This is a genomic window from Cohnella sp. SGD-V74, from assembly GCF_003001675.1.
Lineage (GTDB): Bacteria > Bacillota > Bacilli > Paenibacillales > Paenibacillaceae > Cohnella.
Genome location: NZ_PVYW01000017.1, coordinates 93324 through 119638, shown reverse-complemented (window position 1 = coordinate 119638; position 26315 = coordinate 93324). Strand labels below are relative to the sequence as shown.

General features: G+C 60.1%; 20 protein-coding genes. 18 read left to right on the top strand and 2 right to left on the bottom strand.

All coding sequences use genetic code 11. The annotated features are described in order from the left end of the window. Positions 1–137 precede the first annotated feature (137 nt). From B0G52_RS23925 to B0G52_RS23905, 5 genes are all read left to right on the top strand, one after another. Positions 138–692 (top strand): NADPH-dependent FMN reductase, encoded by a 555-nt coding sequence (locus B0G52_RS23925; protein ID WP_094047930.1) that lies wholly within the window; start codon positions 138–140, stop codon positions 690–692. Between the two features lie 21 nt (positions 693–713). Continuing rightward, positions 714–1826 carry an SGNH/GDSL hydrolase family protein gene (locus B0G52_RS23920; protein ID WP_094047928.1) on the top strand — a complete coding sequence of 371 codons (1113 nt, stop codon included), beginning with the start codon at positions 714–716 and terminating at the stop codon, positions 1824–1826. Positions 1827–2014: 188 nt separating this feature from the next. Beyond that, the gene (locus B0G52_RS23915; RefSeq protein WP_233162989.1) at positions 2015–3592 is read left to right on the top strand and encodes a M81 family metallopeptidase; all 1578 of its coding nucleotides are present in this window, start codon (positions 2015–2017) and stop codon (positions 3590–3592) included. Beyond that, positions 3573–4889 carry an aspartate aminotransferase family protein gene (locus tag B0G52_RS23910; RefSeq protein WP_094047926.1) on the top strand — a complete coding sequence of 439 codons (1317 nt, stop codon included), beginning with the start codon at positions 3573–3575 and terminating at the stop codon, positions 4887–4889. Before B0G52_RS23915 ends, B0G52_RS23910 begins: the two co-directional genes overlap by 20 nt. Before the next feature lie 30 nt (positions 4890–4919). Beyond that, the gene (locus B0G52_RS23905) at positions 4920–5708 is read left to right on the top strand and encodes an IclR family transcriptional regulator (protein ID WP_094047924.1); all 789 of its coding nucleotides are present in this window, start codon (positions 4920–4922) and stop codon (positions 5706–5708) included. 224 nt (positions 5709–5932) lie between these two features. Here B0G52_RS23905 and B0G52_RS23900 read toward each other — a convergent pair whose 3' ends face one another. After that, entirely contained in the window at positions 5933–6727 is a 795-nt protein-coding gene (locus tag B0G52_RS23900; protein WP_094047922.1) for a S1 family peptidase, read from the bottom strand. Between the two features lie 132 nt (positions 6728–6859). Between B0G52_RS23900 and B0G52_RS23895 the strand changes: the two genes are divergently transcribed. From B0G52_RS23895 to B0G52_RS23875, 5 genes are all read left to right on the top strand, one after another. Next, the gene (locus B0G52_RS23895; protein ID WP_233162987.1) at positions 6860–9106 is read left to right on the top strand and encodes a helix-turn-helix domain-containing protein; all 2247 of its coding nucleotides are present in this window, start codon (positions 6860–6862) and stop codon (positions 9104–9106) included. Between the two features lie 199 nt (positions 9107–9305). Beyond that, on the top strand, positions 9306–10274 hold the full coding sequence (locus tag B0G52_RS23890; RefSeq protein WP_094047920.1) for an ABC transporter permease: 969 nt from the start codon (positions 9306–9308) through the stop codon (positions 10272–10274). 16 nt (positions 10275–10290) lie between these two features. Next, positions 10291–11190, top strand: coding sequence for a carbohydrate ABC transporter permease (locus B0G52_RS23885; RefSeq protein ID WP_094047918.1), 900 nt, complete (start codon positions 10291–10293; stop codon positions 11188–11190). 114 nt (positions 11191–11304) lie between these two features. Beyond that, positions 11305–13026: an ABC transporter substrate-binding protein gene (locus B0G52_RS23880; RefSeq protein ID WP_233162985.1), complete on the top strand. Its 1722-nt coding sequence runs from the start codon at positions 11305–11307 to the stop codon at positions 13024–13026. A gap of 11 nt (positions 13027–13037) precedes the next feature. Further along, on the top strand, positions 13038–14423 hold the full coding sequence (locus B0G52_RS23875; RefSeq protein ID WP_094047916.1) for an alpha-L-fucosidase: 1386 nt from the start codon (positions 13038–13040) through the stop codon (positions 14421–14423). Positions 14424–15302: 879 nt separating this feature from the next. On the opposite strand, the gene B0G52_RS23870 is transcribed toward B0G52_RS23875, so the two are convergent. Further along, positions 15303–16532 (bottom strand): nitrate/nitrite transporter, encoded by a 1230-nt coding sequence (locus B0G52_RS23870; RefSeq protein WP_094048066.1) that lies wholly within the window; start codon positions 16530–16532, stop codon positions 15303–15305. 418 nt (positions 16533–16950) lie between these two features. Here B0G52_RS23870 and nirB point away from each other — a divergent pair, with 418 nt between their 5' ends. From nirB to B0G52_RS23835, 8 genes are all read left to right on the top strand, one after another. Then, the gene (gene nirB / locus B0G52_RS23865) at positions 16951–19011 is read left to right on the top strand and encodes a nitrite reductase large subunit NirB (RefSeq protein WP_094047915.1); all 2061 of its coding nucleotides are present in this window, start codon (positions 16951–16953) and stop codon (positions 19009–19011) included. A gap of 27 nt (positions 19012–19038) precedes the next feature. After that, positions 19039–21180 (top strand): assimilatory nitrate reductase catalytic subunit NasC, encoded by a 2142-nt coding sequence (nasC, locus tag B0G52_RS23860; protein ID WP_094047914.1) that lies wholly within the window; start codon positions 19039–19041, stop codon positions 21178–21180. 94 nt (positions 21181–21274) lie between these two features. Next, positions 21275–21787, top strand: coding sequence for a hypothetical protein (locus tag B0G52_RS23855; protein WP_094047913.1), 513 nt, complete (start codon positions 21275–21277; stop codon positions 21785–21787). A gap of 98 nt (positions 21788–21885) precedes the next feature. Continuing rightward, positions 21886–22125 carry a hypothetical protein gene (locus B0G52_RS23850; protein WP_094047912.1) on the top strand — a complete coding sequence of 80 codons (240 nt, stop codon included), beginning with the start codon at positions 21886–21888 and terminating at the stop codon, positions 22123–22125. 372 nt (positions 22126–22497) lie between these two features. Next, positions 22498–22959 carry a flavodoxin gene (locus B0G52_RS23845; RefSeq protein ID WP_094047911.1) on the top strand — a complete coding sequence of 154 codons (462 nt, stop codon included), beginning with the start codon at positions 22498–22500 and terminating at the stop codon, positions 22957–22959. 37 nt (positions 22960–22996) lie between these two features. Then, positions 22997–23170, top strand: a complete 174-nt coding sequence (locus B0G52_RS35665) for a hypothetical protein (RefSeq protein WP_158223841.1) — start codon at positions 22997–22999, stop codon at positions 23168–23170. A gap of 364 nt (positions 23171–23534) precedes the next feature. Further along, entirely contained in the window at positions 23535–25301 is a 1767-nt protein-coding gene (locus B0G52_RS23840; protein ID WP_094047910.1) for a sensor histidine kinase, read from the top strand. Further along, entirely contained in the window at positions 25270–26304 is a 1035-nt protein-coding gene (locus tag B0G52_RS23835) for a response regulator transcription factor (RefSeq protein ID WP_094047909.1), read from the top strand. Before B0G52_RS23840 ends, B0G52_RS23835 begins: the two co-directional genes overlap by 32 nt. Positions 26305–26315 lie beyond the last annotated feature (11 nt).

Sequence of the window (26315 nt, the reverse complement as noted above, 5' to 3'; positions counted from 1 at the left end):
TAATCGACGAATCTACGACTAAAGTCGTACGACGGATTAAGGACGCGCCAAGCTACGATCAGCCGATTTGCGACGCTCTTGCGAATGGTAATCTGTAAGCAAGAACTTCCAAATCGCAGAATAAGGATGGATGCAGGATGAAAATCGTACTGATCGCAGGAAGCAACAGAAAAAACGCGACGAGCACGCTCTTGTTGAAACATATGGAGGACGTGTTCAGAAGCAAAAACGTCGAAACGACGTTCGTGGACCTTTACGACAAACCGGTGCCGCTCTATTGCCCGGACGACGAGACGCCGGACGAGCGCGCATCCTTCATGATCCGCGCCGTGGCGGAAGCGGACGCCATCGTTCTGGGGACCCCGGAGTACCACGGATCGATCTCCGGCGTGCTCAAGAACGCGCTTGATTATTTAGGTTCGAACGAAGTCGGGGGCAAGGCGGTGCTGTCCGTCAGCTCGTCCGGCGGGGCGGTCGGCGTCAGCTCGCTGACGCAGCTGCAAGCGATCGTTCGCAACCTGCACGGCATCAACAGTCCCGAATGGCTGTCCCTCGGCGGAAGCGCGCGGCAGTTCGGAGCCGACGGCTCTCCGACGGATGCCGGAGTAAGGCAGCGGGTTGTCCGCGTTATCGACGCGCTTACGGACTTGACGTCCAAGCTTCGGCCGGCTGCTCGCGTTCCGCAAAAATAAACATGGAGCAGGTGATCACGGATGGGCGTGCCCGATCATCCGATCGACGCGATTCGGCTGGACCCCAACATGAGCCTGAAGGAGCAAAGTTCGGATCGATTGCGCTGGTTGTCTCCACTGCAGCAACCGTTCGAGGTGACCGGATTTGCATGGTTCGGGGAGGAGAGAAGGTATCGTCGGTTGCCCGGCGACTCCCGGCTGCCGCTTCGCGAGGCGGTCGATCTGCTGGCGGACTGCACGGCCGGCGGCCAAATCCATTTCCGGACGGACTCGACCCGGCTCTCCATCCGCACCCGGCTTGCCGGACCGGCCAATATGTACCATATGCCGGCGACCGGCCAGAACGGCTTCGACTGCTATACAGGAGAGTTCGGAAGCCGGACGTTCATTTCCGTCGCCTCTTTCGACCCGTCGCAGAGGGAGTATGAGAGCATTCTTTACGAAGGGCTTGATCGGCGGATGCGCAGCGTGGCGATTCATTTTCCTCTCTACCAAGGCGTGGAAGAGGTTTGGATCGGCCTCGATCCCGATGCGGAAGCGATCGTCCCTTCCGCCTATCGGTTGAACAAGCGGATCATCTGCTATGGCACCTCGATTACCCAGGGAGGCTGCGCCTCCAGGCCGGGCATGGCTTATCCGAACATTTTGAGCCGCAGGCTTCCGTACGAGTTCATTAATCTCGGTTTTTCCGGCAACGGCAAAGGGGAGTCGGAGCTTGCCCGTCTGATCGCCGAGATCGACAACCCGGGGCTGCTCGTGCTCGATTACGAGGCCAACGTTTCTATTGCGGAGTACAAGGCTGCGCTTCCCGAGTTTATCCGGATTTATCGAGAGCGGCATGCGCGGGTTCCCGTGCTGGTCGTATCCAAAATCCGCTACGGGTTCGAGGGCGAGAAGCCGGAGCATTTTCGCGAGAGGATGGAGCTTAGAGCGTTCGCGTCGGAGACGGTGCGGCTGCTGCGCGCGCAAGGTGACGACCGGATTTACTTTCAGGACGGCGAGGAGCTGCTGGGAGAGCGGGAGGCCGATTATACGGTCGACGGCGTCCATCCGACCGACCTCGGGTTCCAGACGATTGCGGACCGTCTTCAGCCCGCGCTTAATCGAATACTTGACGAATCGATCGCTCCGTAAGCTCGACTTGCGGAGCGTTTTTCTATCCATGGGAGATTAAACATCGGATAGGCCGCGTCCACGGCGAGTAGATACTCTCCAATGGTCGACCGCTTTTTTGTTAAATGAGCATTTACAAGCGGATGGAGGCTATGATATGTTCACTATAATGAAACATTGGTTTTAATGAATAAAACCAAGTGGGAGACATGAATGTGGCCGGGGAGTGGGGAGAAATGGCTCTGCGGATTGCCGTGGCGGGGATTTATCATGAAACGAATACGTTCGCCCCAGGACGGACGGGACTCGCGAATTTTGCGGGCGAACGAGTCGTTGGCGAGGAGGCGTTCCGTCTGCGGTACGGGGGGACGCGCACCTCGATGGGCGGCGTCATCGACGCGGCCCGGGAGCACGGGGCGACGCTTGCGCCCGGGCTGTATACGGCGGCTACGCCGAGCGGGATGGTCGAGTCGGCGGCGGCCGAGGCGCTGATCGGGGACGTCGCGGCTTCGATCGATCCCGGCGCGGATGGGCTTGTGCTGATTATGCACGGGGCGATGGCGTCGGAGCAGTACGCGGATTTCGAGGGCGAGTGTCTGGCAAGGCTGAGGGCAAGGCTTGGCGACGATTATCCGATTGCCATGACGATCGATCTGCACGGCAACATCAGTCCGGAGATGGCGCGCCTGGCCGACATGATCGTCGGTTACGACACGTATCCGCACATCGATATGCACGAGCGGGCCGTGGAGGCGTTCGGACTGCTCGTCCGCAGGATTCGCGGAGAGATTTCCCCAGTGCGAGCCTATGCGCATAGCGGAATGCTCGTCGTGCCGCAGGCGATGATGACGGAAGAAGGCGCCATGAAGCGGCTGATGGACAGGGCGTTCGAACTGGAGGGCGCTCCCGGCGTGCTGAACGTTACTGTGGCTGGAGGATTCCCTTACAGCGATGTGCCGGACGCGGGGATGGCGTTCGTCGTGACGACGGACGGCGATCCCGGACTGGCGAAGCGCTGCGCGGCGGAATTGGCCGAACTGGCCGTCCGCCTGAAGGACGAATTCGCGCTGCGTCATCTGCCGCCGCGGGATGCGATTGAGGCGGCGCTGGCCGAGCCGGAGGGACCGATCGTGCTGGCCGAGGGCTCGGACAACGTCGGCGGCGGCGCGCCGGGCGACGCCACCCATCTGCTGGCGCGGCTGACGAACGTTCCGCGCAAGGCGCTGATTGTCATCCGCGACGAAGAGGCGGTCGGCCGCGCGTACGAAGCGGGAGTCGGAGCGGCGTTCAGAGGCGCGGTCGGCGGGAAGAGCGACGATCTTCACGGCAGTCCTGTGGAGGTAGCGGGAACGGTAAGGCTTCTGTTCGACGGTAGGTATCGCCACATCGGGCCTTACATGACCGGCCAGCAGGCCGACATGGGCCGCACCGCTGTGCTTGAATGCGGGCGGCTGACGATCGTGCTGACGGAGAAGCGGGTCGCGCCCTGGGATTTGGGTCACATTCGCAGCGTTGGCCTGCACCCGGACGATTTCCATATCCTTGTCGCCAAGTCGGCGATCGCTTGGCAGACCGCTTTCGGCCCATTCGCGAAAAGGGCCATTCACGTCGATTCGCCCGGATGCTGCAGCGCAAACCTTGCGCATTTCGAGTACCGCAGCGTCCGCAGGCCGATTTATCCGCTGGATTTCGGCAACAAGAGCGGGGGCAGCTTGGGCAAGGCCGATACAGACAACGAAGCGTACGAAATAGGGGGAGGAATCGTTCATGTCTATTCAAACGGATAGGTCTCGTCAGTTGCTTGCCGAGTCGAAGCTTTATTTGGCCGGAGGCGTTGCGTCGTCTCTTCGGGCGGCGATGAAGCCGACGCCTTTGTTCGCCGTATCGGGCAGCGGTCCGCGCGTCCGGGACGAGGACGGCAACGAGTATATCGATTATTTGCTGGCGTACGGACCGCTCATTCTCGGCCATGCCCATCCGTCGCTGGCCGAAGGGGTAGGCGAGGCGCTTAAGCGCGGCGCGACGTTCGGGTTGCAGCACACCGGCGAGATCGAGCTCGCCAAGCTGCTCGTCGAAGCGCTCCCGTGTGCCGACCGGGTGGCGCTGAGCGGCTCCGGCACGGAAGCGGTCATGCTGGCACTGCGCCTCTCCCGAGCGTATACCGGGCGGCAGAAGGTCGTCCGCTTCCACGGTCACTTCCACGGCTGGTCCGACGCGATCTTCACTTCTTTCCCGAGTCCGGATATGAAGCAGGCCGCCGCCGCAGCCGCAGCGGGAGGCGTGCCGCCCGGAACGGGAGGGCAGAGCGAGCTCAGCTTACAGGACGTCGTGCTTCTTCCCTGGAACGACTTCGATGCGCTGGAGCGGACGCTGCGCGAGCGCAAGGACGAGATCGCCGCCGTCATCTCGGAGCCGATCATGTGCAACAACGGATGCATTCGTCCGAAGCCGGGCTATTTGGAGAAAATGCGCGAGCTGACCGCGGAGCTGGGCATCGTCATGATTTTGGACGAAGTCATTACCGGGTTCAGATTAGGTTTGAGCGGCGCGCACGGCAAGTTCGGCCTCAAGCCGGATCTGGTGACGATCGGCAAGGCGATGGGCGGGGGGATCGCGATCAGCGGCGTAGCCGGCAAGGCGGACATTATGGCGCTGATCGAGAACGGCGCGGTCGGCCATCTGGGTACGCTGAACGGCAACGCCGCAGCGACTTCGGCAGCCCTCGCCACGCTGCGCGAGCTGGCCAAAGACGGAGGCGGCGCCTACGGGCGGATGGAGAGGACGGCCGACCGGTTGGTTGAAGGCATCCGCTCGCTTCTCGCGAAGCACGGAATCCCCGGTCTGGTCAATCAGGCCGGTCCGGTCTTCCATATGATGTTTATCGGGGAAGAGAAAGTGGAGGATTTCGACGCGTTCAACAAAAGGGATGCGGCCAAATACGCGAGGTTCGCGGAACGGATGCTGGAGGAAGGGGTCTTGATTCGGCCCAGCGGATTGTGGTATGTTTCGGCCGTACATGGAGAAGACGAGACGCGGGCAACGTTGGCCGCCATCGATCGGGTTATGGCCGGTCTGCATTCATAGAGATACAGGGGCATTAAGGGGGCAATTGTCTTGAACCAGGATGTCACGGATAAAACGGAACGATATACGATCCAGTCGATCGACAAGGCGCTCGATCTGCTTGAGCTGCTCGCCGAGCACGGCACGCTCAGCCTGATCGAGCTGACCGAGCTGCTGGAGCAGCCGAAGTCGTCGACGTACCGGATCGTGCTGACGCTGGAGAACCGCGGGTTCATCAGCCGCAGCGACGAGGACGGCAAGTACTGCCTCGGCTACAAGCAGTTGATGCTGACGCGCAATTTGCTGGAACGCAGTTCGCTGCGCGCGGCGGCGCTGCCGGAGATGAAGAAGCTGTCCGAGCAGTACGGCGACACGGTGAATCTCGGCGTGCTGCTGGACGGCCAGGTGCTGTACGTGGAGATCATCGAGAGCACCCATCCGCTGCGGATGACCGATTCGATCGGCTCGCGCTCTCCCTTTCACGCGACGGCGATCGGCAAGGCGATCGCCGCCAAGCTTCCCGCCGACGAGGCGCGCAGATTGGCCGGCAGATACGGCCTAAAGCCGCTCACCCCGAATACGATCCAATCGCCGGAACGCTTCGCCGAAGAGCTGCAGCGAATCCGCGAGCAGGGCTGCGCGCTGGATGACGAGGAGATCGTCGAAGGCGCGCGCTGTGTCGCCGCCGCGGTGCTGGACCCGGACGGCAGGCCGGTCGGGGCGATTAGTCTGTCCGGGGCGATGCACCGGTTCAAGGCCGAGCGGCTCCCGGAAATTTCCGCGCAAGTTCGCGAGGCGGCCATGAACGTTTCCCGCAAGCTCGGCTACGCACCACAGTAGCCGAGCTTATCCACGCATCGCCCAAACACCCGTACACGCCTCGTTAGCCGACCGAATCCACGCATCGCCCAACGCCCGTACACGCCTCATTAGCCGACCGAATCCACGCATCGTCCAAACGCCCGCACACGCCTCATCAACCGCCCTAATCCACGTATCACCCAAACGTCCGCACACGTCCATCAACCGCCGCACACTAGTCGACCGTCTCGACGCAAAGCCGCTCAATCGCCGATCGAGTCCAGCAGACCGCCCAGGTCGGCGAGCGGCACGGCCAGGCCGACGGTCCGGCTTGCGCCGTTCTCCTCGGCCAGCTCCGTCGTAGCGTAGATGACGGCGATCGCCTTGCCCTCCCCGTTGATGACCGGGCTTCCGCTGTTGCCCTTGAACACCGGCGCGTCGATCGCCAGGGCGGGCTTGTCCCGTCCCCGGATCGGTACGAGCTCCAGTACGCTGCCTTCGTTCACGATTTGCGTGAAATAGAGCGGGTTGCCGATAATATAGACGTGCTCGCCGGGCTTCCACTCTCGATCGACGGCGATGGAGGGCTGCTCGTACTCGCCCGTATCCACCCGCAACACCGCAATGTCGAGTCCCGGATCGGAGCCGGCGAGCGTGGCCTCGAACGCCCGATCATTTCCCGGGAATTTAACCGCGGTATACGCGCCTCCCTCGATCACGTGATGATTGGTGACGATGTATCCCCCATCCACATGAAAGCCGGTTCCTTTTCCTTTATCCGTGCTGACGAGCACGACCGCTTCCTTGTAGCTTTGCACGTTTTCGCGGGTCGACAGCTCCTTGGATTTGAACAGGAAGGGCAGCGTCGTGCTGTTGTAGATTTGCGGCCAGAACGCCAGCACGTTGCCGAGCAGGGCAAGCACGAGCAGGGAGACGACGACGTTCCGGATCTTCCTGCGCCGGGCGGCGGCCGCCCGCTGAGCTTCCGCGGATTCCTCCTCGTCCTCTTCCCATTCCCAATCTTCCGTCTCGGGATCGTCGTAAGGTTTTTTATCCATGAGCTTCCCCTCCTCGGTTTCTCTACTCTTGTCCAGTTATTGTAACATACGCCGTTGTAGGAAAATGCGGGGCCAATGCCGAATAACATAACAACCTCTTTGTGAAGCGCTTACATTCGAAGTGGAATGGGGATGTCTATGCGGAAAACGTGGTTTGTCCGGCTGCTGCTGTCTTATATGCCGATTTTTCTGATCGTGGTGACGTTCTCGTTCTTCGTGTTTTTTCAGCTGCTGAGCGAGCAGAACCGCAAGCAGGCGGCCAATGCGAACAACCAGCTTTCAATTCAGGCGATGCGCTCAATCGATACGTCGCTGAAGGCGATCGACAGCGCGATTATGCTGGAGATCATCTACAACAAGCAGCTGACCGGTTTCTTCGACGGACGATCGGGCAGCAACGCGTATTTGAACATCAGCGCCGTCGATCAGATGAAAGGGCTCATTCTGTCGTATCCGATCATTGATTCGATCTACTTGTACCGCTTCGAGGACGAATTCGTGCTGAGCACGTCGACGAGCGACAATCTCGACGACTACAAGGATCGTCCGTTTATCGAGCGGCATCGGGGCACGTTGGCGAAGAAATGGACGGGACCGCGGGAATTCAAGGAATTTTCCCTGCTGGACGGCAAGCCCGTCGTCAGTCTGGTCCGAGGCGTGCCGTTCATCGCCAGCAACAAGGGGATGATCGTCGTCAACGTGTCGACGACCGCGCTGCGCAGCATGGTGTCGAGTCTCTACGACCCCGAGTCGAGCTTCATCCGCATTCGCGACTCCGAGGGCAATCCCCTGTTCCCGGGCGAGGAGCCGGAAGCGAAGACGGCGACAGTGTTCGCCGAGCACATATCGAGCTATACGGACTGGTCGTACGAGAGCGGTCTGATCAACGGAAGGCTCGTGCAGTTGGTCTCGTCCCTGTACAACGTCTGGTTCGTCGTCGGTCTGCTGATGATCGCGCTGAGCTTCATTTGGCTCGTCTACGTGACGAGGCGCAACTCCAGGCCGCTGGAGCAGATCGCATCGCGCGTCCGCGGCTATGCGGCCTCCGTATCCGGCGGGGCTTCGCGGGAAGGGGGAGGCGACGAGTTCACGTTCATCGAGACGGCGCTGGAAAATATTATTGAGCAGTCCAACCGCTATCAACGCAAGCACAAGGAGGATCGTCATCTGCATACGAGCAACCTGTTCCACAGGCTGATCGACGGCCATCCCGAGCTAACGCTCGACAGTTGGAAGAACGAGGCCGACCGCCTTCAGCTTCCGGCGCCTTCGGGGGAGCAGCTCGTGTTCGTCGTGGAGATGGACGACTACGCGGAATTTTGCCGCAAATATTCGCACCGCGACCAGAATCTGTTGAAGTTTTCCTTGCGCAGCGTCATCCAGGAGATGGCCTCCAAGCACGATTGCGAGCTGTGGACGGAATGGACGTCGGCGCTCCAGCTCAGCGTGATGGCGTTCCTGAAGCAAGGGGATGACGAGGAACAGAGGCAGGCGATGCTCGACTTCCTCGACCATGTCCGGAGCTGGACGGAGCAGCATCTCAAGTTCACGGTGACGATCGGCATCGGCACTTCGGCCAAGCAGCTCTCCGATATTCCGCAATCGTTCAAGAGCGCCCTCGAAGCGCTGAAGTACAAAATGACGCTGGGCCAGAACCGGCTTATCGACTGCGGGCAGACGTCGACCCAAGGCCAGGTCGAGGTGTTCGCGCACCTGAGCACGATCCGCTCCATCGCGCAGTCGTACCGGCTGCTGGAGGGCGATTGGAAAGGGCGGTTCGACGCCTGGTTCGACGAGATGAAGCAGGGCTTGCTGACGAAGGACGAGATCGTCAATCTGATGAACTATTTCCTCTATTATATGAAGCGCGAGATGGCGGCGACGCCGAAGGAGTTCCAGGACATCTGGGAGACGGACGGCCTGCCGGGGCTTAACGAAATCGTCGGAGCCTGCCATTCGCTGGAGCGGATGAAGGAGGAGGGCGGACGTATTCTGACCGAGCTGGCCGCCAAGCTGCAGGAGGAGCAGGACAAGCGCCAGCATGCCGCGATCATTCGGGAAATGCGCAAATATATCGAGAACCACTATCAAGATCCGAACCTGTCGCTCGAATATTTGGGAGACAAGTTCGGCATCGGTCCGAAATATATCAGCAAGCTGTTCAAAGAACAGTCCGGCGGCAAATTTGTCGACTTCCTCATCGACGTCCGAATGGGGCACGCCCGCCGTCTGCTGGAGGAGACGTCTCTCTCGGTGCAGGAGATCGCCGACCGGGTCGGCTACTTGAACGCGATCTCGTTCAGCCGCGTGTTCCGCCGGGTCGCCGGCTGCTCGCCGAGCGAATACCGCGAAGACCTTGCCAGACGGAGGGCGGAGTGAAAATCGTATGGCGGTGGAAAACGGTTTGGCGGACCAGCTTCCATGCGAGGCAGCCCGGGCGACGGCCCGGGCTGCCTTTTGCGTCCGGCGCGGCGAAAATCGTTCGGCCCTCGATTATTGTTGCTTGCCGCTCCCGCCGAAAGCCGCCTAGAATGGCACTAAGCAACCGCCGACTCGACAGGGGAAGGAGCAACGAGCTATGACCGGCATTACGGAGCAATCGATCGCGGCTCCCCGACTACCGGGGAGAAAGAAACCCGTCCGCAAATCCGCTTACAAAAGAATCAGGCGTCACTGGCAGCTGTACGCGGTCATCGCGCTGCCGATCCTTTATTTGATCACGTTCAAGTACGTCCCGATGGCCGGCATTCTGATCGCCTTCAAAGATTACAACGTCGTTCAGGGCATCTGGGGCAGTCCTTGGGTAGGATTCAAATACTTTAATCAGTTTTTCGAATCTCCCAACTTCTGGCTGTACATCAACAACACGCTCGGCATCAGCTTGTACGGTCTGGCCATCGGATTCCCGGCGCCGATCCTGCTTGCGTTGATGCTGAACGAGGTAGGCAACGGACTGTTCAAGAAAAGCGTTCAGCTCGTCACCTACGCGCCCTACTTCATCTCGACCGTCATCATGGTGTCGATCATCATTATGACGCTGTCGCCGAACGTGGGCATCGTCAGCAAGTTTTTTCAATGGATGGGCGTCGAAAATACAAACTTCATGGGTATGCCGGGTCTGTTCAAATCGATCTACGTCTGGTCCGATGTGTGGCAGTATACGGGGTACGGGGCGATCATCTACATCGCGGCGCTGGCGGGCGTTAATCCCGAGCTCTACGAATCGGCCAAGGTCGACGGCGCGTCGCGGATTCAGAAAATCATCAACATCGACATTCCGAGCCTCATTCCCGTATCGACGATTCTGCTCATCCTGAACCTCGGCAACGTCATGAAGCTCGGCTTCGAGAAGGTGTACCTCATGCAGAACCCGCTGAACCTGCAGACGTCCGAGGTCATCTCGACCTATGTGTACAAGGTGGGGCTGCTCAGCTCCAGCTTCAGCTTCTCGACGGCGATCGGATTTTTCAACTCGGTCATCAATCTGATTCTGCTCATATCCGTCAACTACTTGGCGAGAAGGCTGTCGAGCACCAGTCTATGGTAGCGGGGAGGGAGAAAAGATGTTCAGATCATCCAAGATTCGCGAATCGCAGGGCGACCGGTTGTTCATCCTTGGAATCTATGCGCTGCTGACGGCCGTGCTGCTCGTTATTTTGCTTCCCCTCCTGTACATCGTCAGCTCTTCCTTCAGCTCGCCCCAAGCCGTCATCTCGGGCCGGGTATGGCTGTTCCCGGTCGAATTCACGCTCGACGGCTACACGGCGGTGTTCCGCAATCCGCAGATCGGCACCGGGTATATGAACTCGCTGATCTATGCGGTCGCCGGGACGACGATCAACGTCGTCATGACGGTCATGCTGGCGTACCCGCTGGCCAGAAAAACGTTCTACGGCCGCAACGTCATCATGGTGCTGCTGATCATTACGATGATTTTCGAGGGCGGTCTGATTCCTTACTATTTGCTCGTCAAAAATTTGCAGCTGCTCGATACGAGATGGGCGATGATTTTGCCGGGGGCGCTGGCGGTGTTTCAGGTGATTGTGGCCCGAACCTTCTTCCAGACGACGATTCCGGACGAACTGGCCGAAGCGGCCGAGCTGGACGGGTGCAACGACATCCGCTTCATTCTCCGCATCGTCCTGCCGCTGTCCAAGCCGATTCTCGCCGTCATGTCGCTTATGTACGCCGTCGGCCACTGGAACGCTTACTTCGATGCGCTTATTTTCCTAAGGTCGGCCGACTTGTTCCCGCTGCAGATCGTGCTTCGCAACATTCTCATTCTGAATACGATCGATCCGACGATGGTGTCGAACGTGGACATTTTTCTGGCGCAGCAGGGGCTGAAGGATCTGTTGAAATATTCGCTGATCGTCGTGGCCAGCCTGCCGGTGCTGATCATCTACCCGTTCGTGCAAAAATATTTCGTCAAAGGCGTCATGATCGGCTCCCTGAAGGGCTGACGAATCCGGCGCCGTAAAGGAGGTGAGGCCGGAACAGAGGGCTGCGGGCTTGTTGGCATCGCAAGTGTGATAGAGCACGACCATTAATGTAGATGAAGAGGAGGAGTCATCCGTATGAAGAGACGCAATCGTCGAATCGCTTTCGTGACGGCATTCATGCTTTTGAGCACGCTTATTCTGGGCGCATGCAGCAGCAAATCCGGCAATCCCTCCGCACCGGCCGGCAGTTCGAGTCAATCTCCGCAAGCGAGCGCTTCCCAGTCTCCGGCTCAGGAGGAGTTGTTTACGCCCGTCGGGACGTATCCGATCGTGACCAAGCCGCTGACGCTGAAGATGTTCGCGCCGCAGTACGCCAGCATCGAGAATATGGACACGAACACGTATACGAAATACGTCGAAGAGAAAACGAACATCAACATAGAATGGGATCTGGTGCCGGACAACGCGCTGAACGACCGGAAGCAGCTCATGCTGGCGAGCGGCGACTACCCTGAGGTCATCCTGCACGGCAACCTGACGAAAGACGAGCAGATGAAATACGGCAAGCAGGGCGTGTTCCTGCCGCTGAACGATCTGATCGAGCAATACGCTCCGAACATCAAGAAGGCGATCGAGGACTTGCCATACCTGAAAGGCTCGATCACCGCGCCGGACGGCAACATCTACGCGCTTCCGCAGATCAACGAGTGCTACCACTGCAACTACGCGATGAAGCTGTGGATCAACAAGGCGTGGCTGGACCAGCTCGGGCTGCAGATGCCGACGACGACGGACGAATTTTACGAAGTGTTGAAGGCGTTCAAGGAGCGCGACCCGAACAACAACGGCAAGAAGGACGAAATTCCGCTCACCGGTTCCGACGAGATGTGGGCCGGCAACATCGCGGCGTTTCTGATGAACGCTTTTATTACCGACGACTATGTGGACAAGGACAGCGGCAACTTCCTGTTCGTTCGGGACGGCAAGGTCGACCTGGCCGCGAACAAGGAAGAGTGGAAGCAAGGGCTTCAGTACCTCAACAAGCTGTACGAGGAAGGGCTGATCGATCCCGCCGCCTTCACGCAGAACGCCGACGCCATCCAGCAGCTCGGCAACCGCGAGCCGGACAACATCATGGGCGCGATCACGACCGCTCTGATCAGCTACGCCGTATCGCCGGACGACAAGCATCCGCGGCATAAGGACTACGTGACGCTGCCGCCGCTGAAAGGGCCGAACGGCCTGCAGCAGTCGCTGAACTTCGCGGGCGTCAGCCGGTCGCAGTTCGCGCTGACGAACAAAGCGACGAAGGAACAGCAGATCGCCGCCATCCGGCTGGTCGACTTCCTGTTCACCGAGGAAGCGATCGTCCTGCAGGAGCACGGTCCGGAAGGCAACAGCTGGCGCAAGGCGACCGATGGCGAATTGGGCATGGACGGCAAGCCGGCGAAATACGCGTTTATTCCGAAGGCCGCCGAGAAGACGACGCATAACGACGGCTGGGAGCAGATCGGTCCGTCGCTGCGCACGTACCAGTACCGCGATTCGTGGATGGCTCCCCAGGATCCGCTCGCCGAGGGCGCTTACGAGGTCAGGCTGAAGCGGGAGTCGCAGAAATACGAGGCGTACGCTTCCGACGAGCTGTATCCGAGCAGCGTGTTCATTGCGTTGGAGGATACGGAGATCGCCGCACAGCTCAGGACGACGATCCGCGACTACATCAAGAGCAACATGGCCCAGTTCATTACCGGCAGCAAGGACATCGACAAAGATTGGGACAGTTACGCAAAAGGGTTTGACGGCTTGCAGATCGAGAGATATATCCAAATCTATCAGAACGCGATTGCCGTTCGCTAGGAGACGGGAAGATGGCCGACGAGGAGCAGGTTGTAGAGGCGGGAGTCCATCATTTCAGCAAGGAAGACGAGTGGGTGAAGCAGGAGGACCCGCTGCTGCTCGAGAGGCTGGAATGGTTCAAGGACCAGAAGCTCGGCTTGATGATGCACTGGGGGCCTTACTCTCAGCTCGGCATCGTCGAGTCCTGGGCGCTGAGCGACGACGATGCCGACTGGTCGAGAGAAGGAATCGACTGGGAGACGGACGGGGAACAGCTCAAGCGGGAGTACTTCGGGCTTAACCGGACATTTAACCCGATTCGGCTTCAGCCCCGGGCTTGGGCGAAGCTGGCGGCGGACTCGGGCTTTAAGTATTTGCTGTTCACGACGAAGCACCATGACGGGTTCTGCATGTGGGATACGCATACGACCGATTACCGCGTAACGGGGCCGGACTGCCCGTTCCATACGCACAGGCATGCCGATATTTGCCGGGAGCTGTTCGACGCCTTCCGCGAGGAGGGGCTGGCCATTGCCGCTTACTTCTCCAAGGCGGACTGGCACACGCCGTATTACTGGACTCCGGGCCATGCCCGCGGGCGGGAGATGTGGCGCGGACCGTCGTACGATCCGGCCGAATATCCGTGGCTGTGGGAGAAGTTCGTGCAGTTCACCCACGATCAGCTTGCGGAGCTGCTCACTCGCTACGGCCGCATCGACGTGCTGTGGCTGGACGCCGGATGGGTTCGCTCCGGCGGCCGGGTGAACCAGGATATCCGCTTGGGCGAATTTGTGGACCGCGCGCGGCGGACGCAGCCTTGGCTGCTCGCCGCCGACCGCACCGTCGGCGGACCTTATGAGAACATCGTCACGCCGGAGCAATCGATTCCGGACCGTCCGATGAACATTCCGTGGGAGAGCTGCATTACGATGGGGACGTCGTTCTCGTTCCGCTACGAGGACGAATACAAATCGACGCGGCGGCTCGTTCATATGCTGCTGGAGATCGTCTCCAAGGGCGGCAACTTGGCCTTGAACGTCGGTCCGCAGCCGGACGGCCGGCTCCCGGAAGGGGCGATCAAGCGGATCAAAGAGCTTGGCGCATGGCTGGAGCAATATGGCGAGGGCATCTACGGAACGCGGATGTGCGAGCCGTTCTTCACCGGGGAGTGGGCGTTTACGAGCAAGGGCGACAACGTCTATGGTTTCAGGCTGTATCGGGATGAAAAGGAGCCGGTAACGGCGGAGTTGGTCATTCCGTATGCAAGGGAAGCCGTAGGCGCGGAGGAGCTCGGCACGAATCGCAGATTGGCATTGGAGCGCTGCGACGAGGGGATCAAGGTTCGCTTGCCCGACGGATTCGCCGCCGGTGCAGGCGAGGCTCCGATCGCGCACGCGATTCGGATATTGACTCGGTAGGGCATTCCGGAAATAAGATGCGACCGCGAACGAGACCGATGCAGCCTACCTGCGGCTAGGACATTCTCTACGCGGCCGCTGTAACCCGGCTGAGTGGGGTTGCAGCCTCGTTGAACCGCAGTATGCCGCTGTAACCCGACTGAGCGAGGTTGCAGTCGCGCAGACCCGCAGTTTGCTGCTGCAACCCGACTGAGCGAGGTTACAGCCGCGCGGAGCCGCAGTTTGCTGCTGTAACCCGGCTGAGCGAGGTTGGAGCCGCGCAGACCCGCCGTTTGCTGCTGTAACCCGGCTGAGCGAGGTTGGAGCCGCGCAGACCCGCCGTTTGCCGCTGTAACCCGGCTAAGCGAGGTTGCAGCCTTGTTGAACCGCAGTTTGCTGCTGTAACCCGACTGAGTGAGGTTGGAGCCGCGCAGACCAGTAGTTTGCCGCCGTAACCCGGCTGAGTGAGGTTACAGCCGCGCGGAGCCGCAGTTGCTGCTGTAACCCGACTGAGTGAGGTTACAGCCGCGCGGAGCCGCAGTTTGTCGCTGTAACCCGGCTGAGCGAGGTTGGAGCCTTGTTGACCCGCAGTTTGCTGCTGTAACCCGACTGAGCGAGGTTGCAGCCGCGCAGACCCGCAGTTTGCTGCTGTAACCCGACTGAGCGAAGTTGCAGCCGCGCAGACCCGCCGTTTGCTGCTGTAACCCGGCTGAGCGAGGTTGGAGCCGCGCAGACCCGTAGTTTGCTGCTGTAACCCGACTCAATCTGACTCAATCGGTGTAGATTCTGTAAGTTAAAGCAGGGGTATGTATCTTCTGGAGAGCGAATCAGAAGAAGATACATACCCCTACCTCTATTTCTGTGGTTGATGTTGCCCGGCATACGGGAAAGCTCCTGTCGTCAAGTCGCCTGGCCGACGTTCTCGACTTTGGCGGCGGCGCCTCTGGCGTTCCATGTGCGCTTCCAGGAGCCTTGCACGATCAGCAGCAAAGCGACGCAGGCGAGCGCGACGCCCCCGATGACCAGGAAGCCGGGAGTGTAGGAGCCCGAAGATTTGTACAAGCTGCCGAGCAAGAGCGGAAGGGCGTATCCGCCCAAGCCTCCCGCGGCTCCGACGATGCCGGTGACCAGTCCGATCTCCGCTCCGAAACGCTGCGGAACGAGCTGGAACACCGAGCCGTTGCCCGCGCCGAGGCACATCATGCCGGCGAACAGGTAGACGATGACCATGGGGAGTGAAGGAAGCGTAGAGACGCAGGCGAACATGGCGAACGCTCCGGCGTACAGAAAGGTAAGCATGCGCACGCCCCCGATCCGGTCGGAGAGGAAGCCGCCGATCGGCCGGAAGAAGCTGCCCGCGATGACGCAGATCGTCGTGAAGTCCGCGGCTCTGACGGCGGACAGGCCGTACTGGGAGTTGAAGAAGATCGTCAAGTAGTTGGACATGCCGACGAATCCGCCGAACGTGACGCTGTACAAAATGCAGAACAGCCAAGCGTCGCGCTGCTTCAGCACATTGGCGTATTGCGACAGCTTCTTCGGAGCGGGGCGGTTCGGACTGTCCTTGGCGAAGATCGAGAAGCCGATCAGGACGGCGACGATCGGGATGAGCGCCAGGCCGAACACGGCCTCCCAGCTGCCGTAATGGCCGGCGAGCCGGTTGGCGAACAGCGTGGCGAACACCGTGCCGCTGTTGCCGGCTCCCGCGATGCCCATCGCCAAGCCTTGATGCTGCTTCGGATACCATTGGCTGGCCAGCGGCAGAGCGGCGGCGAACGACGCTCCGGCGACGCCGAGCAGCAGCGCCACGATGTACAGATCGTCGAGGGAGCTGACGAACTGCCATCCCCAGACGAGAGGAATCGTAGTCAGGATCAGACCGAGCTGACCGGTTCGCTTAGGACCGATATAATCGGTAAGGAAACCGAACACGAGCCGGAGAATCGAACCACCGAGCACGGGGAGCGCGACGAGATTCGCTTTCTGAATCGGGTCCATCGGATAATCCTGCATGATGATGACGCTGAGCGGTCCGATCAGCACCCAGACCATGAAGCTCATGTCGAAGTACATAAACGAGCTGAAGAGAGTGGGCTTGTGCCCGCTTTGCCAGAAACTTTTATTTTCCATCTGCATCATCGCTCCTTCGGAAGACGAGTTATAGATCAGCATCGCAATGCGCGAAAAAGGCCGCAAGTTCCCTACAGGGAGCTTTGCGGCCTCGTTGCCGGAAGGCGACACTTCTTTGTGTGCGCCGGAAATGTATTTCGGTCACGACATTGTGAACCCGATTCACATTATAAAAAAATGCAAACTATATGTCAATAAACTTAACATATAAAATATTTCGATATCGAATTCACGGGAATTAAACTAACTTAGTGTAACTATACTTGACATTGATGATCGACGAAATTAAGCTGATAATATCGAAAGGCTCGACAGAGGCACAACGGCGTGCCCAAAACCGGCGACGACGCCCGCTCCCTTCTTCTGTATGGGGTGGGCTTTTTATGTTCTTTTTTACGGAAGGGAGTTGGCATGCCGCATGAGCAGACCGAAGCTTGTTATGATCGGCAACGGCATGGCGGGTGTCAGATGCGTGGAAGAAATTTGCGCGCTGGCGCCGGATTTGTACGAGATCACGATTTTCGGAAGCGAGCCGCGCCCGAATTACAACCGGATCATGCTGTCCAAGGTGCTGCAAGGCGACGCGTCCTTGAACGATATCGTTACCCACGACTGGAATTGGTACGAGGAGAAGGGAATTCGCCTGCACGCGGGCCATCCCGTCGTCCGGATCGATGCGCAATCCCGCAAGGTGGAGACGGCGACGGGAATGAGGGCGGATTACGACAAGCTGATTCTGGCGACGGGGTCTTCCGCTTATATTCCGCCGTTATCCGGCGTGGGAAAGCCGGGCGTGATCGGGTTTCGCAGCGTGGACGATTGCGAGCGGATGATGGAAGCGGCGACGATCTTCCGGAAAGCGGCCGTCATCGGGGGAGGGCTGCTCGGCCTGGAGGCGGCGCGCGGGCTGCTCAACCTCGGAATGGATGTGACGGTTGTCCACAACGCGCCTTATCTGATGAATCGGCAGCTGGACGCGATGTCTTCGGATTTGCTTCGCGCCGAGCTGGAAGACCAGGGCATGCGGTTCCTGTTCAGCAAAACGACCGAGAAAATCGTCGGGCGCAAGCGTGCGGAAGGAATCGCTTTCTCCGACGGTTCTCGGCTGCAGGCCGACCTGATCGTGATGGCCGTCGGCATTCGGCCGAACATCGAGCTGGCGAAGTCCGGAGGCATCTGGACGAACCGCGCGTTCGTCGTCGACGGCGGGATGGAGACGAACGTGCCGGGCGTATACGCGGTCGGAGAATGCGCCGAGCACGAGGGGACGGTGTACGGACTCGTCGCTCCGCTCTTCGAGCAAGGCAAGGTGCTGGCGAGAAAGCTGTGCGGCCTTGAGACAGAGCCGTACAGAGGCTCGATTCCTTATGCGCAGCTTAAGGTGTCGGGAGTCGACGTCTTTTCCGCGGGCGGCGTGAACGAGCGGGATTCGGACACCGCGCTTCTTCAGTACGACGGCATTCGCAAAACGTACAAGAAAGTGATCGCGAGAAACGGCAAAGTGTCGGGGGCGATCCTGTTCGGCGACGTAGAAGAGAGCAACTCGCTGCTGAGTCTGCTGAAGCGGGGAGCCGACGTATCCGCGCTGGAGCGCGTCGAAGCGCGTACGGAGAGCGGCGGACCGTCCGCGGCAGCGGCGGCGATGCCGGAGCGGGAGACGGTTTGCCAATGCAACGGGGTGACCAAGGGAGCGATTCTGGCCGCCGTTCGCGAAGAAGGACTGAGTACGGTCGAACAGGTCAGAGACCGGACGAAGGCGTCCGGCTCCTGCGGCGGCTGCAAGCCGATGGTGGCGGCGGTTCTGAAGCTGGCGCTCGGCGGAGCGGGCGGAGAGCCGGAGAGCGAGCCTCCGGTATGCGGCTGCACGAAGCTGGGGCATGCGGCGCTCAAGGAAGCGGTCGCCGAGGGAGGCTTCGCTTCGTTCGAGCTGACGGCAGCTAAGCTGGGATGGAGACGGCCCGAAGGCTGCGCGTTGTGCAAGGGAGCGGTCCGGTATTATTCGGCGGCCCCGGACGCCGGCCGGCCGGTAAAGCTGTTCATCGGCGAAGGAGGAGGGGCTGAAGGAGCCGCGGCGCGCGTCGGCGCCGAACTGGAGCGCAGATTGCCCGCTGTCCGAATGCCGGGCGACGTCCGCATCGCCGTCGATTCTGCCGTGGCCGAAGGGAGTATGCTGCTCGTGCGGGATTTCGGACTGGCCGAAGCGCCGGCGGGCTGGGAAATCTACGCGGGGGGATATGCGGGACGTCCGGTGAAGCAGGCACAACTGCTCGTCGTCGCTCAGACCGAAGAAGAGGCGGTCGAGATGGTCGTCTCCTGCCTGCACGGGTACAGGATGAACGCGTTCTACGGCGAGGCGGTGTGGCAGTGGCTGGAGCGGGAAGGACTGACGGCGGTTCGGGAGACTTTGCTGGATCCGGACGGCAGGGAATACTGGCTCATGGGCCGGCGGCCGCAGCTCGGCGCCGCGGCTAACGCTTGAACGGGAACCGCATAAGGGGGAAGGACGATGGAAACCGGAGTCGAAAAGGACGCTTTGGCGACGAATGCAGGGACGGGAAGCGCGCTGACGCAATGCCCGTACTGCAGCGTCCAGTGCAAAATGACGGTCGAGGAGGCGGCGAGTCCGTTCGGCGGACGTACGGTCTACCGGGCGGAAGGGGCGCCGAACGCGGCTTCCGAGGGGCGCTTGTGTGTCAAGGGCAAAAATGCCCATCAGCATGCGGCGAGCCGGGAGCGGCTGCTGTATCCGCTGCTGAAAGTCGACGGCGGCTTCGTTCGCATCTCTTGGGACGAGGCGTATCGCGTGCTGCGCGAGCGCCTGCTCGCCGTACGGTGGATGCACGGCCCGGACGCGGTCGGCGTCTACGGGGGCGGATCGCTTACGAACGAATCCGCCTACTTGCTGGGGAAGTTCGCGAGGATTGCGCTGCGTACCCGGTATATCGACTATAACGGACGCTTCTGCATGTCGGCGGCCGCCTCGGCGGGGGTGAAGACGTTCGGCATCGACCGCGGGCTGACGAATCGGCTTTCGGAAATTCCGCAAGCGGAATGCATCATCCTCGCCGGAACAAACATCGCGGAGTGTCAGCCTACGCTTATGCCCTACTTCACGAAGGCGAAAGAGAACGGCGCGCGCATCATCGTCATCGATCCGCGGACGACGGGAACGGCGGCTCTGGCGGATCTGCATCTGCGGGTCAAGCCGGGTACCGACGCGGCTCTGGCGAACGGCTTGCTGAAAGTCGTGTTCGAAGAAGGGCTGACGGACGAAGCTTTCATTCGCCAGCGCACGACCGGATTCGAAGAGCTGCGAGAACATGTCTCCAAGCTCGACCTGGAGGAGATCGCGGAGCTGACCGGCGTCGCGGCGGCCGACATTCGCCGGGCGGCGATCGCTTACGGCAAGGCGGGCACGGGCATGATTTTTACGGCGAGAGGCGTCGAGCAGCATAGCGACGGACATATGGCGGTGCGCAATTTTCTCAATCTCATTCTTGCGACGGGCAAGATCGGACGGGACAGTTGCGGCTACGGCGCGGTGACCGGGCAGGGCAACGGACAGGGAGGCCGGGAGCACGGACAGAAGGCCGATCAGCTTCCCGGTTATCGGCTGATCGAGAACCCCCGGGACCGCGAATACGTGGCCGGGGTATGGGGGATCGATCCGGCCGATCTGCCCGGCAAGGGAGTATCCGCCTACGAGATGATGAAGCTGACGTACGACAAGGAGATTCGAGCGATGCTGATCATGGGCTCGAATCCGATCGTGTCCAATCCGAACGCGGCGCTCGTGGAGGAAGGGCTGGCCGGGCTCGATTTTCTGGCCGTGGCGGATATGTTCCTGTCGGAGACGGCGAAGCTGGCCGATCTCGTGCTCCCCGTGACGTCCTATATGGAAAATACGGGGACGATGACCAACCTGGAGGGGCGAGTGCTGCTCCGGGAGGCGGCGCGTCCCGCCCCGGGAGAATCCCGGCACGATTGGCGGATTCTGTGCGAGCTGGCGGAGGCGTTGGGCTGCGGAGACAAATTCGCGTTTCATGAGCCGGAGCAAGTGTTCGACGAGCTTCGCGCCGCGAGTCGCGGAGGGGTGGCGGATTATTACGGCATTACGTACGACAGGCTGCGGAGAGAGGAAGGCGTGTACTGGCCCTGCCCTTCTCCGGATCATCCCGGCACGAAGCGCTTGTTCGAGGACGGCTTCGCCCACGGCGACGGACGGGCGGTATTCGCCGCGGTGGACAATCGCCCGCCGGAAGAGGACGCGGATGAAGATTATCCGCTGCTGCTGACGAACGGACGCCTGCTTTCCCATTACTTGACCGGAGTGCAGACGCGCCGCAGTCCCGCTCTGGCTGCCAGGGAAATCGAGAACGTCATGGAAATTCATCCCCGTACGGCCCACAGGTATCGCATTACCGACGGAGTGCTCGTGCAGGTGACGTCTCGCCGCGGAAGCGTCGTCGTGCGCAGCAAGGTGACCGAAGATATCCGGGAAGATACGGTGTTCGTTCCGATGCATTGGGGCGGCGCGCAGAACGTGAATCTCGTCACCAACCCCGCGCTCGATCCTTACTGCCGCATGCCCGACTTCAAGGTGAGCGCCGTGCGCGTCGTGCCTTTGGGCCGCGGCGCAAGCGGATAACGGCTTATTTTTCGTTACCTTGCGCCCTCCGCTGCGTATGAAAGAGAAACGGAACGGGAGGGCGGATGAGACGATGGGGAGGTCCGTGAAATGGATGGCGAAAGCGACGGCAGCAGGGGTGCTCGCAATGCTGATCGCGGCTTGCGGCAACGCGGTTCCGAGCAGTCTGGACGAAGCCCGGCAGAGTCTGGGGAGCGCTCTGGACGAAGTGAAGGATTGGGCCGGAAGACAGGTCGGATCGCTCGAAGGAGTCAACGAACGCGTAGCTTCGTCGACGCAAGAGATGCTCTCTCTGTTAGGGGAGCTGGATTATAAGCTGTCGTTCCGGGAGAACGGGATCGGATTTTCCAATGCCAGCGGCGTCGAGGGCGTCGTCGGCGTGAGAGGCAATCTGCTCGTGCTCGACGTCGCGTTCCCGGGACATAACGCGGAGGCGGCGCATGCGGTCGCCCGGATTTTGACCGTATTTTCCGAGAACGGCTTGGCCGAAGAGCGGCTCGCCGCCATCACGGGCGGCAGCGAGCCGCAGACGGTGCAGCTTAATAACGGCTGGATCCGGACGGACGGCGAGCTCGTCAGCGTGCGTCTCGAGAAGCCGTTGATCTGACGCGGCATAAGCACATTCCTGGTTTTGTACAATCCCCGGTTGCATGTCTCACATACGCTGTAGGGAAGTGAGCATTATTCAACCGGGAGGTTCGAAGCATGGACATGTATCAAGCGTGCAGACAACATATGAACCGCAGAGTCAGGATACAGACGCGCTGCGGGGAATGCTACGAAGGCGTCATTGTGAACGTGGACAGGGACAATGTGTACTTGAGGGCTTCGGGGGACGCGAGAATTTCGGGCTGGTTCGGTCCTGGCTTCGGCTTCGGCCCGGGTTACGGCTTCGGCCTTTTGACGTTGTCGTTGTTTACGCTGCTGGCGATCTTCCTGATCTGAAGCATCTCCGACAAGGGCTGTCCCATAAGTAAACAAAGGTGTACCGAACGATTATCGATGGCTGCAGGGAAATGGGCGTCAATCTCCTTCCGCTTCTATACGATCCTGAAATTTTGAATGGATAGACCCGTAACGGGGTCATTTCAGGACCGTATGAGGCAGTCTCCAGGAGATAGATGCCCTTCTTTTTTCATCGATAATCTTGTACGCCCTTACTTATGGGACAGCCTCTTTGCATACGTAAATAAGAAATCTTACGTCCATGGATTGACAATGAGAATCATTATCAATTAATATGGTGATGAGGAAAACAAGAATAGACGACTGTCCTTGCGCTTACGCGCGGAGGCGGAGAGAGAGGAGACAGCGGCTTTGGCGGACATCGTTCTGATTTACGCGAGCTTGACGGGCAATACGGAGGAAATGGCCGACGCAATCGTCTCGGGCATTCGCTCGCAAGGCGCCGAAGTAGTCGTCAAATCGGTCGTGGACGCGAACGCTTCGGAGCTGGAACGATACGACGGCATACTGCTTGGAGCCTATACATGGGGAGACGGAGAGCTGCCCGACGAATTTCTCGATTTTTACGAGGAGATGGACGACATTAAGCTGGCCGGCCGCAAAGCGGCGGTGTTCGGTTCGTGCGATTCCTGCTATCCGGAATACGGAGCGGCGGTCGATCTGCTGATCGACAAGCTGAAGGCGACGGGAGCGGACGTCGCGTTGCCGGGCCTGAAGGTCGAACTGTCCCCTTCCGGAGAGGACGCGGAAGCCTGCCGGAGCTTCGGAAGCGAGTTCGTTAAGCTTGTCGCGGGCGGAGTATCTCAACCTTAGACGCGATTCATCGATAAGAAACAAGGAGGACCAGGCAATGGGACTGTTGTATACGATTTATCAATCCGTGCAAGACGGTCAAGAGCGCGAACGCGAAGCGTCGGACGACTTGAGCGGGCAAGAGGAAGCAGGCGATATTCCCGTCTCGCTGGTGCATCTGCTGGCCAACCCGATCGGCAGAGCCGCCGGCGAGAATAAGGGAACGGCCTGATCGAAACCGGAGACTTCTCGACAGAGAGGAGTTCTCCGGTTTTTTTCTTCGCCGGAGCCTCGTCCGAGTGCCGATGTGCGAATCTTTAGAACAACGCCTTCCAATTGAGCGCATTTCGGGAGAAGATAGCCGAATCTTCAGAACATCGCCTTCCGTTTGAGCGCAATTAGGGAGGCGATGACCGATTCTTTGGAACAGCTTGCTTTGCAAGAGCCGCAAAGACAGGAGTCCAAAGATGCCGAAGCGTTTTTGCTTCATTCTTCGGACCGTACTCCCCCCAATTCCAGAAAATGACCGAACGACGGCCGAACCCGCATGCGCTATAATTGGAGGAATAGCTTGACTTGCCTGGGGGGCTCGCACCATGAATGCCGCATTGCGCCGAATTCCGTTTCGTTCCCTTAGATCGAGGCTCGCGCTGCTGCTGATCGTCGCCACGGTCATTCCGATCGTGCTGATCGGCTATATTTCATACCGGTGGATCTATATCGTCCAGACGGAAAAAATCGAAACCGAATGGGTGGAGAAGGCGGAGCGGGAACGAGACGAGCTGGAACGCAAGTTGGAGGAGCTCGCCCGCGTCTCGCAGCTGCTGGACGTCGAAGGAGGGATCGGGCGCGAAGTCGTCCGTTTTATCTCCAGCGACGATTCCTACGAGCGCTCGATGCTGTATCGGGATATTACCGATTCGATCGCCAACGTCAACTTTTCCAATCCGAACCTCGCCGCCATGTTTTTCTACGCGCCGGGCCTGGAGGAGCCGCTGCTGTTTCCCAACTCGGCCGGTCCGATCTCGTTCGTCGAGGAAGCGTTGATTCCTTTTTATAATCAGAAAGCGTTTACGTATTACGGCCCCCATCCTTCCATGGCGGAAGAAAGGGACGGGCAGCCGGTGTTTTCTCTGCTGAGGAAATTGGACTACGGCCAGGGGAGAGTTCTGTACGCCTACATCGAGACGGGAATCGGCGGATTGGAGTCTCTGTTCGAGACGGAGCCGAGAGGGGATTCGGGCAGAGCTTTCCCGGTCTACCATGCGCTCGTCGATCCCGACGGCCGCGTCGTCTACGGCAATCTCGGTGAAGAAGCCGTCGCCGTCGGACAACCGTTCCGCGAGCCCGCGGAGCAATACCAGACGTTCCGGACGGAGGGGCGGCACGGCTGGACGCTGTATCAGCTCATTCCGAGGTCCGATTACGACCGGGAGATGAACAAGTGGCTGAAGCAGTTCGCGCTGTTCGCCTCGCTGTCGCTGCTCGCCGGCATTTCCCTGGCGTGGCTGATCTGGCGAATGGTGTACCGGCCGATCCGGATCATCAACCGCGAGATTTCCAGGTTCAGCTACAATCAGACGCCGGCGGAGACGGCGGCTACGGGGCTTCCCGAGTTCGACCGCATACTCGACAACTTTCAGTCGATGGGGCGGCGCATCGCCGAACTGATTCTCGATATCGAGGACAAGGAGAAGCGCAGAGGACAGCTCGAGGTGGAGAAGCTGCTCGTGCAGATCAATCCGCACTTCCTGCACAATACGCTGAACACGATCCAATGGCTTGCCCGTATTCAGGGCCAGAGCAATATCGCGAAGCTCGTGTCGGTATTCACCCGCGTGCTGCATTACAATCTCGGCAAAAAAACGATCATCGTCACCGTGCGCGAAGAAGCCGAGGCGATCCGCGACTATATCGAGCTGCAAAACATCCGTTACGACCATTCCTTCAACGTGCGTCTGGACATCGACGAGGAAGCGCTCGACATTCCGATACCGAGGTTTATTTTGCAGCCGCTCGTGGAGAATGCATTGTATCACGGCTTCGACGGAGACGAGGGAGGCGCAATCGACGTGACGATCTCCAGGGAGGGCCGGACGCTGCTGCTGCGGGTGAGCGACAACGGCAAAGGTATTCCCGACGACCGGCTGGCCGATATGCTGGAGGGTGACGGCGACCGGAAAACCGGACTCGGCATCGGCCTGCGCTACGTGAAGCAGATGCTGGCCGTCTATTACGGAGGAGAAGCGGAGCTGACGATGGAGAGCGCGCCGGGCGAGGGTACCCGCGTGACGATTCGTCTGCCGGACGAGATGAAGGGAGGGCAACGCGATGAGCATGATCCGGGCGCTGATCGTGGATGACGAGAGCCTCGTTCGCAAAGGGCTCAGGCTGACCGTTCCATGGGAGGACTACGGCATCGAGATCGCGGGGGAAGCGGCAACCGGGGAGAAGGCGCTCGAATTCGTCCGCGGCGAGCCGGTCGATCTGCTGCTGGCGGATATTACGATGCCCGGCATGTCGGGACTGGAGCTGACGAAGCGTCTCCGGCAGGAGTATCCCGGAATCAAAGTCGTTATTCTGACCTGTCATCAGGACTTCGATTATATTCAGGAAGCGCTCCGTCTCGGAGCGATCGATTACATTGTGAAAACGCAGCTGGAGGACATGGACCTGAGCGCCGCGATGGAGCGGATCTGCAAGGCGGTCCGGGAAGGCAAGCGCGCCTCACTTCCGTCCTCCGCGCTGCCCGCGGAGGCGCTCCGCAAAGTCGGGGAGGCGAGCGCGGGACTGGGCTGGATCGCGGACGAAGCGCGCTTCGCCGCATTGGCCGAGTCCGTGCGCGAGGCTGGCGGAGACGCCGCTCCCGAGCTGGAACGCGCGATGGCGGCGGCGGTCGAAGGCTGGCGTATCCGGCTGCCCATGTTCGCCTGGAGCGAGCATCCGCAGCCGGAGGCCGCTCTCCTTCCGGCATGGCTGGAGCGGCTGAGGGACGCGATTCTGCGCTGGCTGCGCCGCTCCCAATACTCGGAGGACGTCATTCAGGCGATTCTCAAAGCCGTCGACCGCATCGCGGAACGTCCGGGCAGCCACGAGAAGCAGGGAGAGGTCAGCCAGAGCGTCAACCTGAGCAAAAGCTACTTCAGCACCTGCTTCCGGGATATTACCCGGATGACGTTCACGCAGTTTTTGCAGCACGTCAGCGTCTATGCGGCGCGGGACATGCTGCTGCAAACCAACTATCCGGTCTATATCGTTGCGGAGAGATGCGGCTTCTCGGATCAGCGCTATTTCAGCAAAATGTTCAAGGAGCAGACGGGCCTGCTTCCCTCCGAATACCGGCAGCGGTTCTCGGAACGGACTTGACCAAGGGGAAG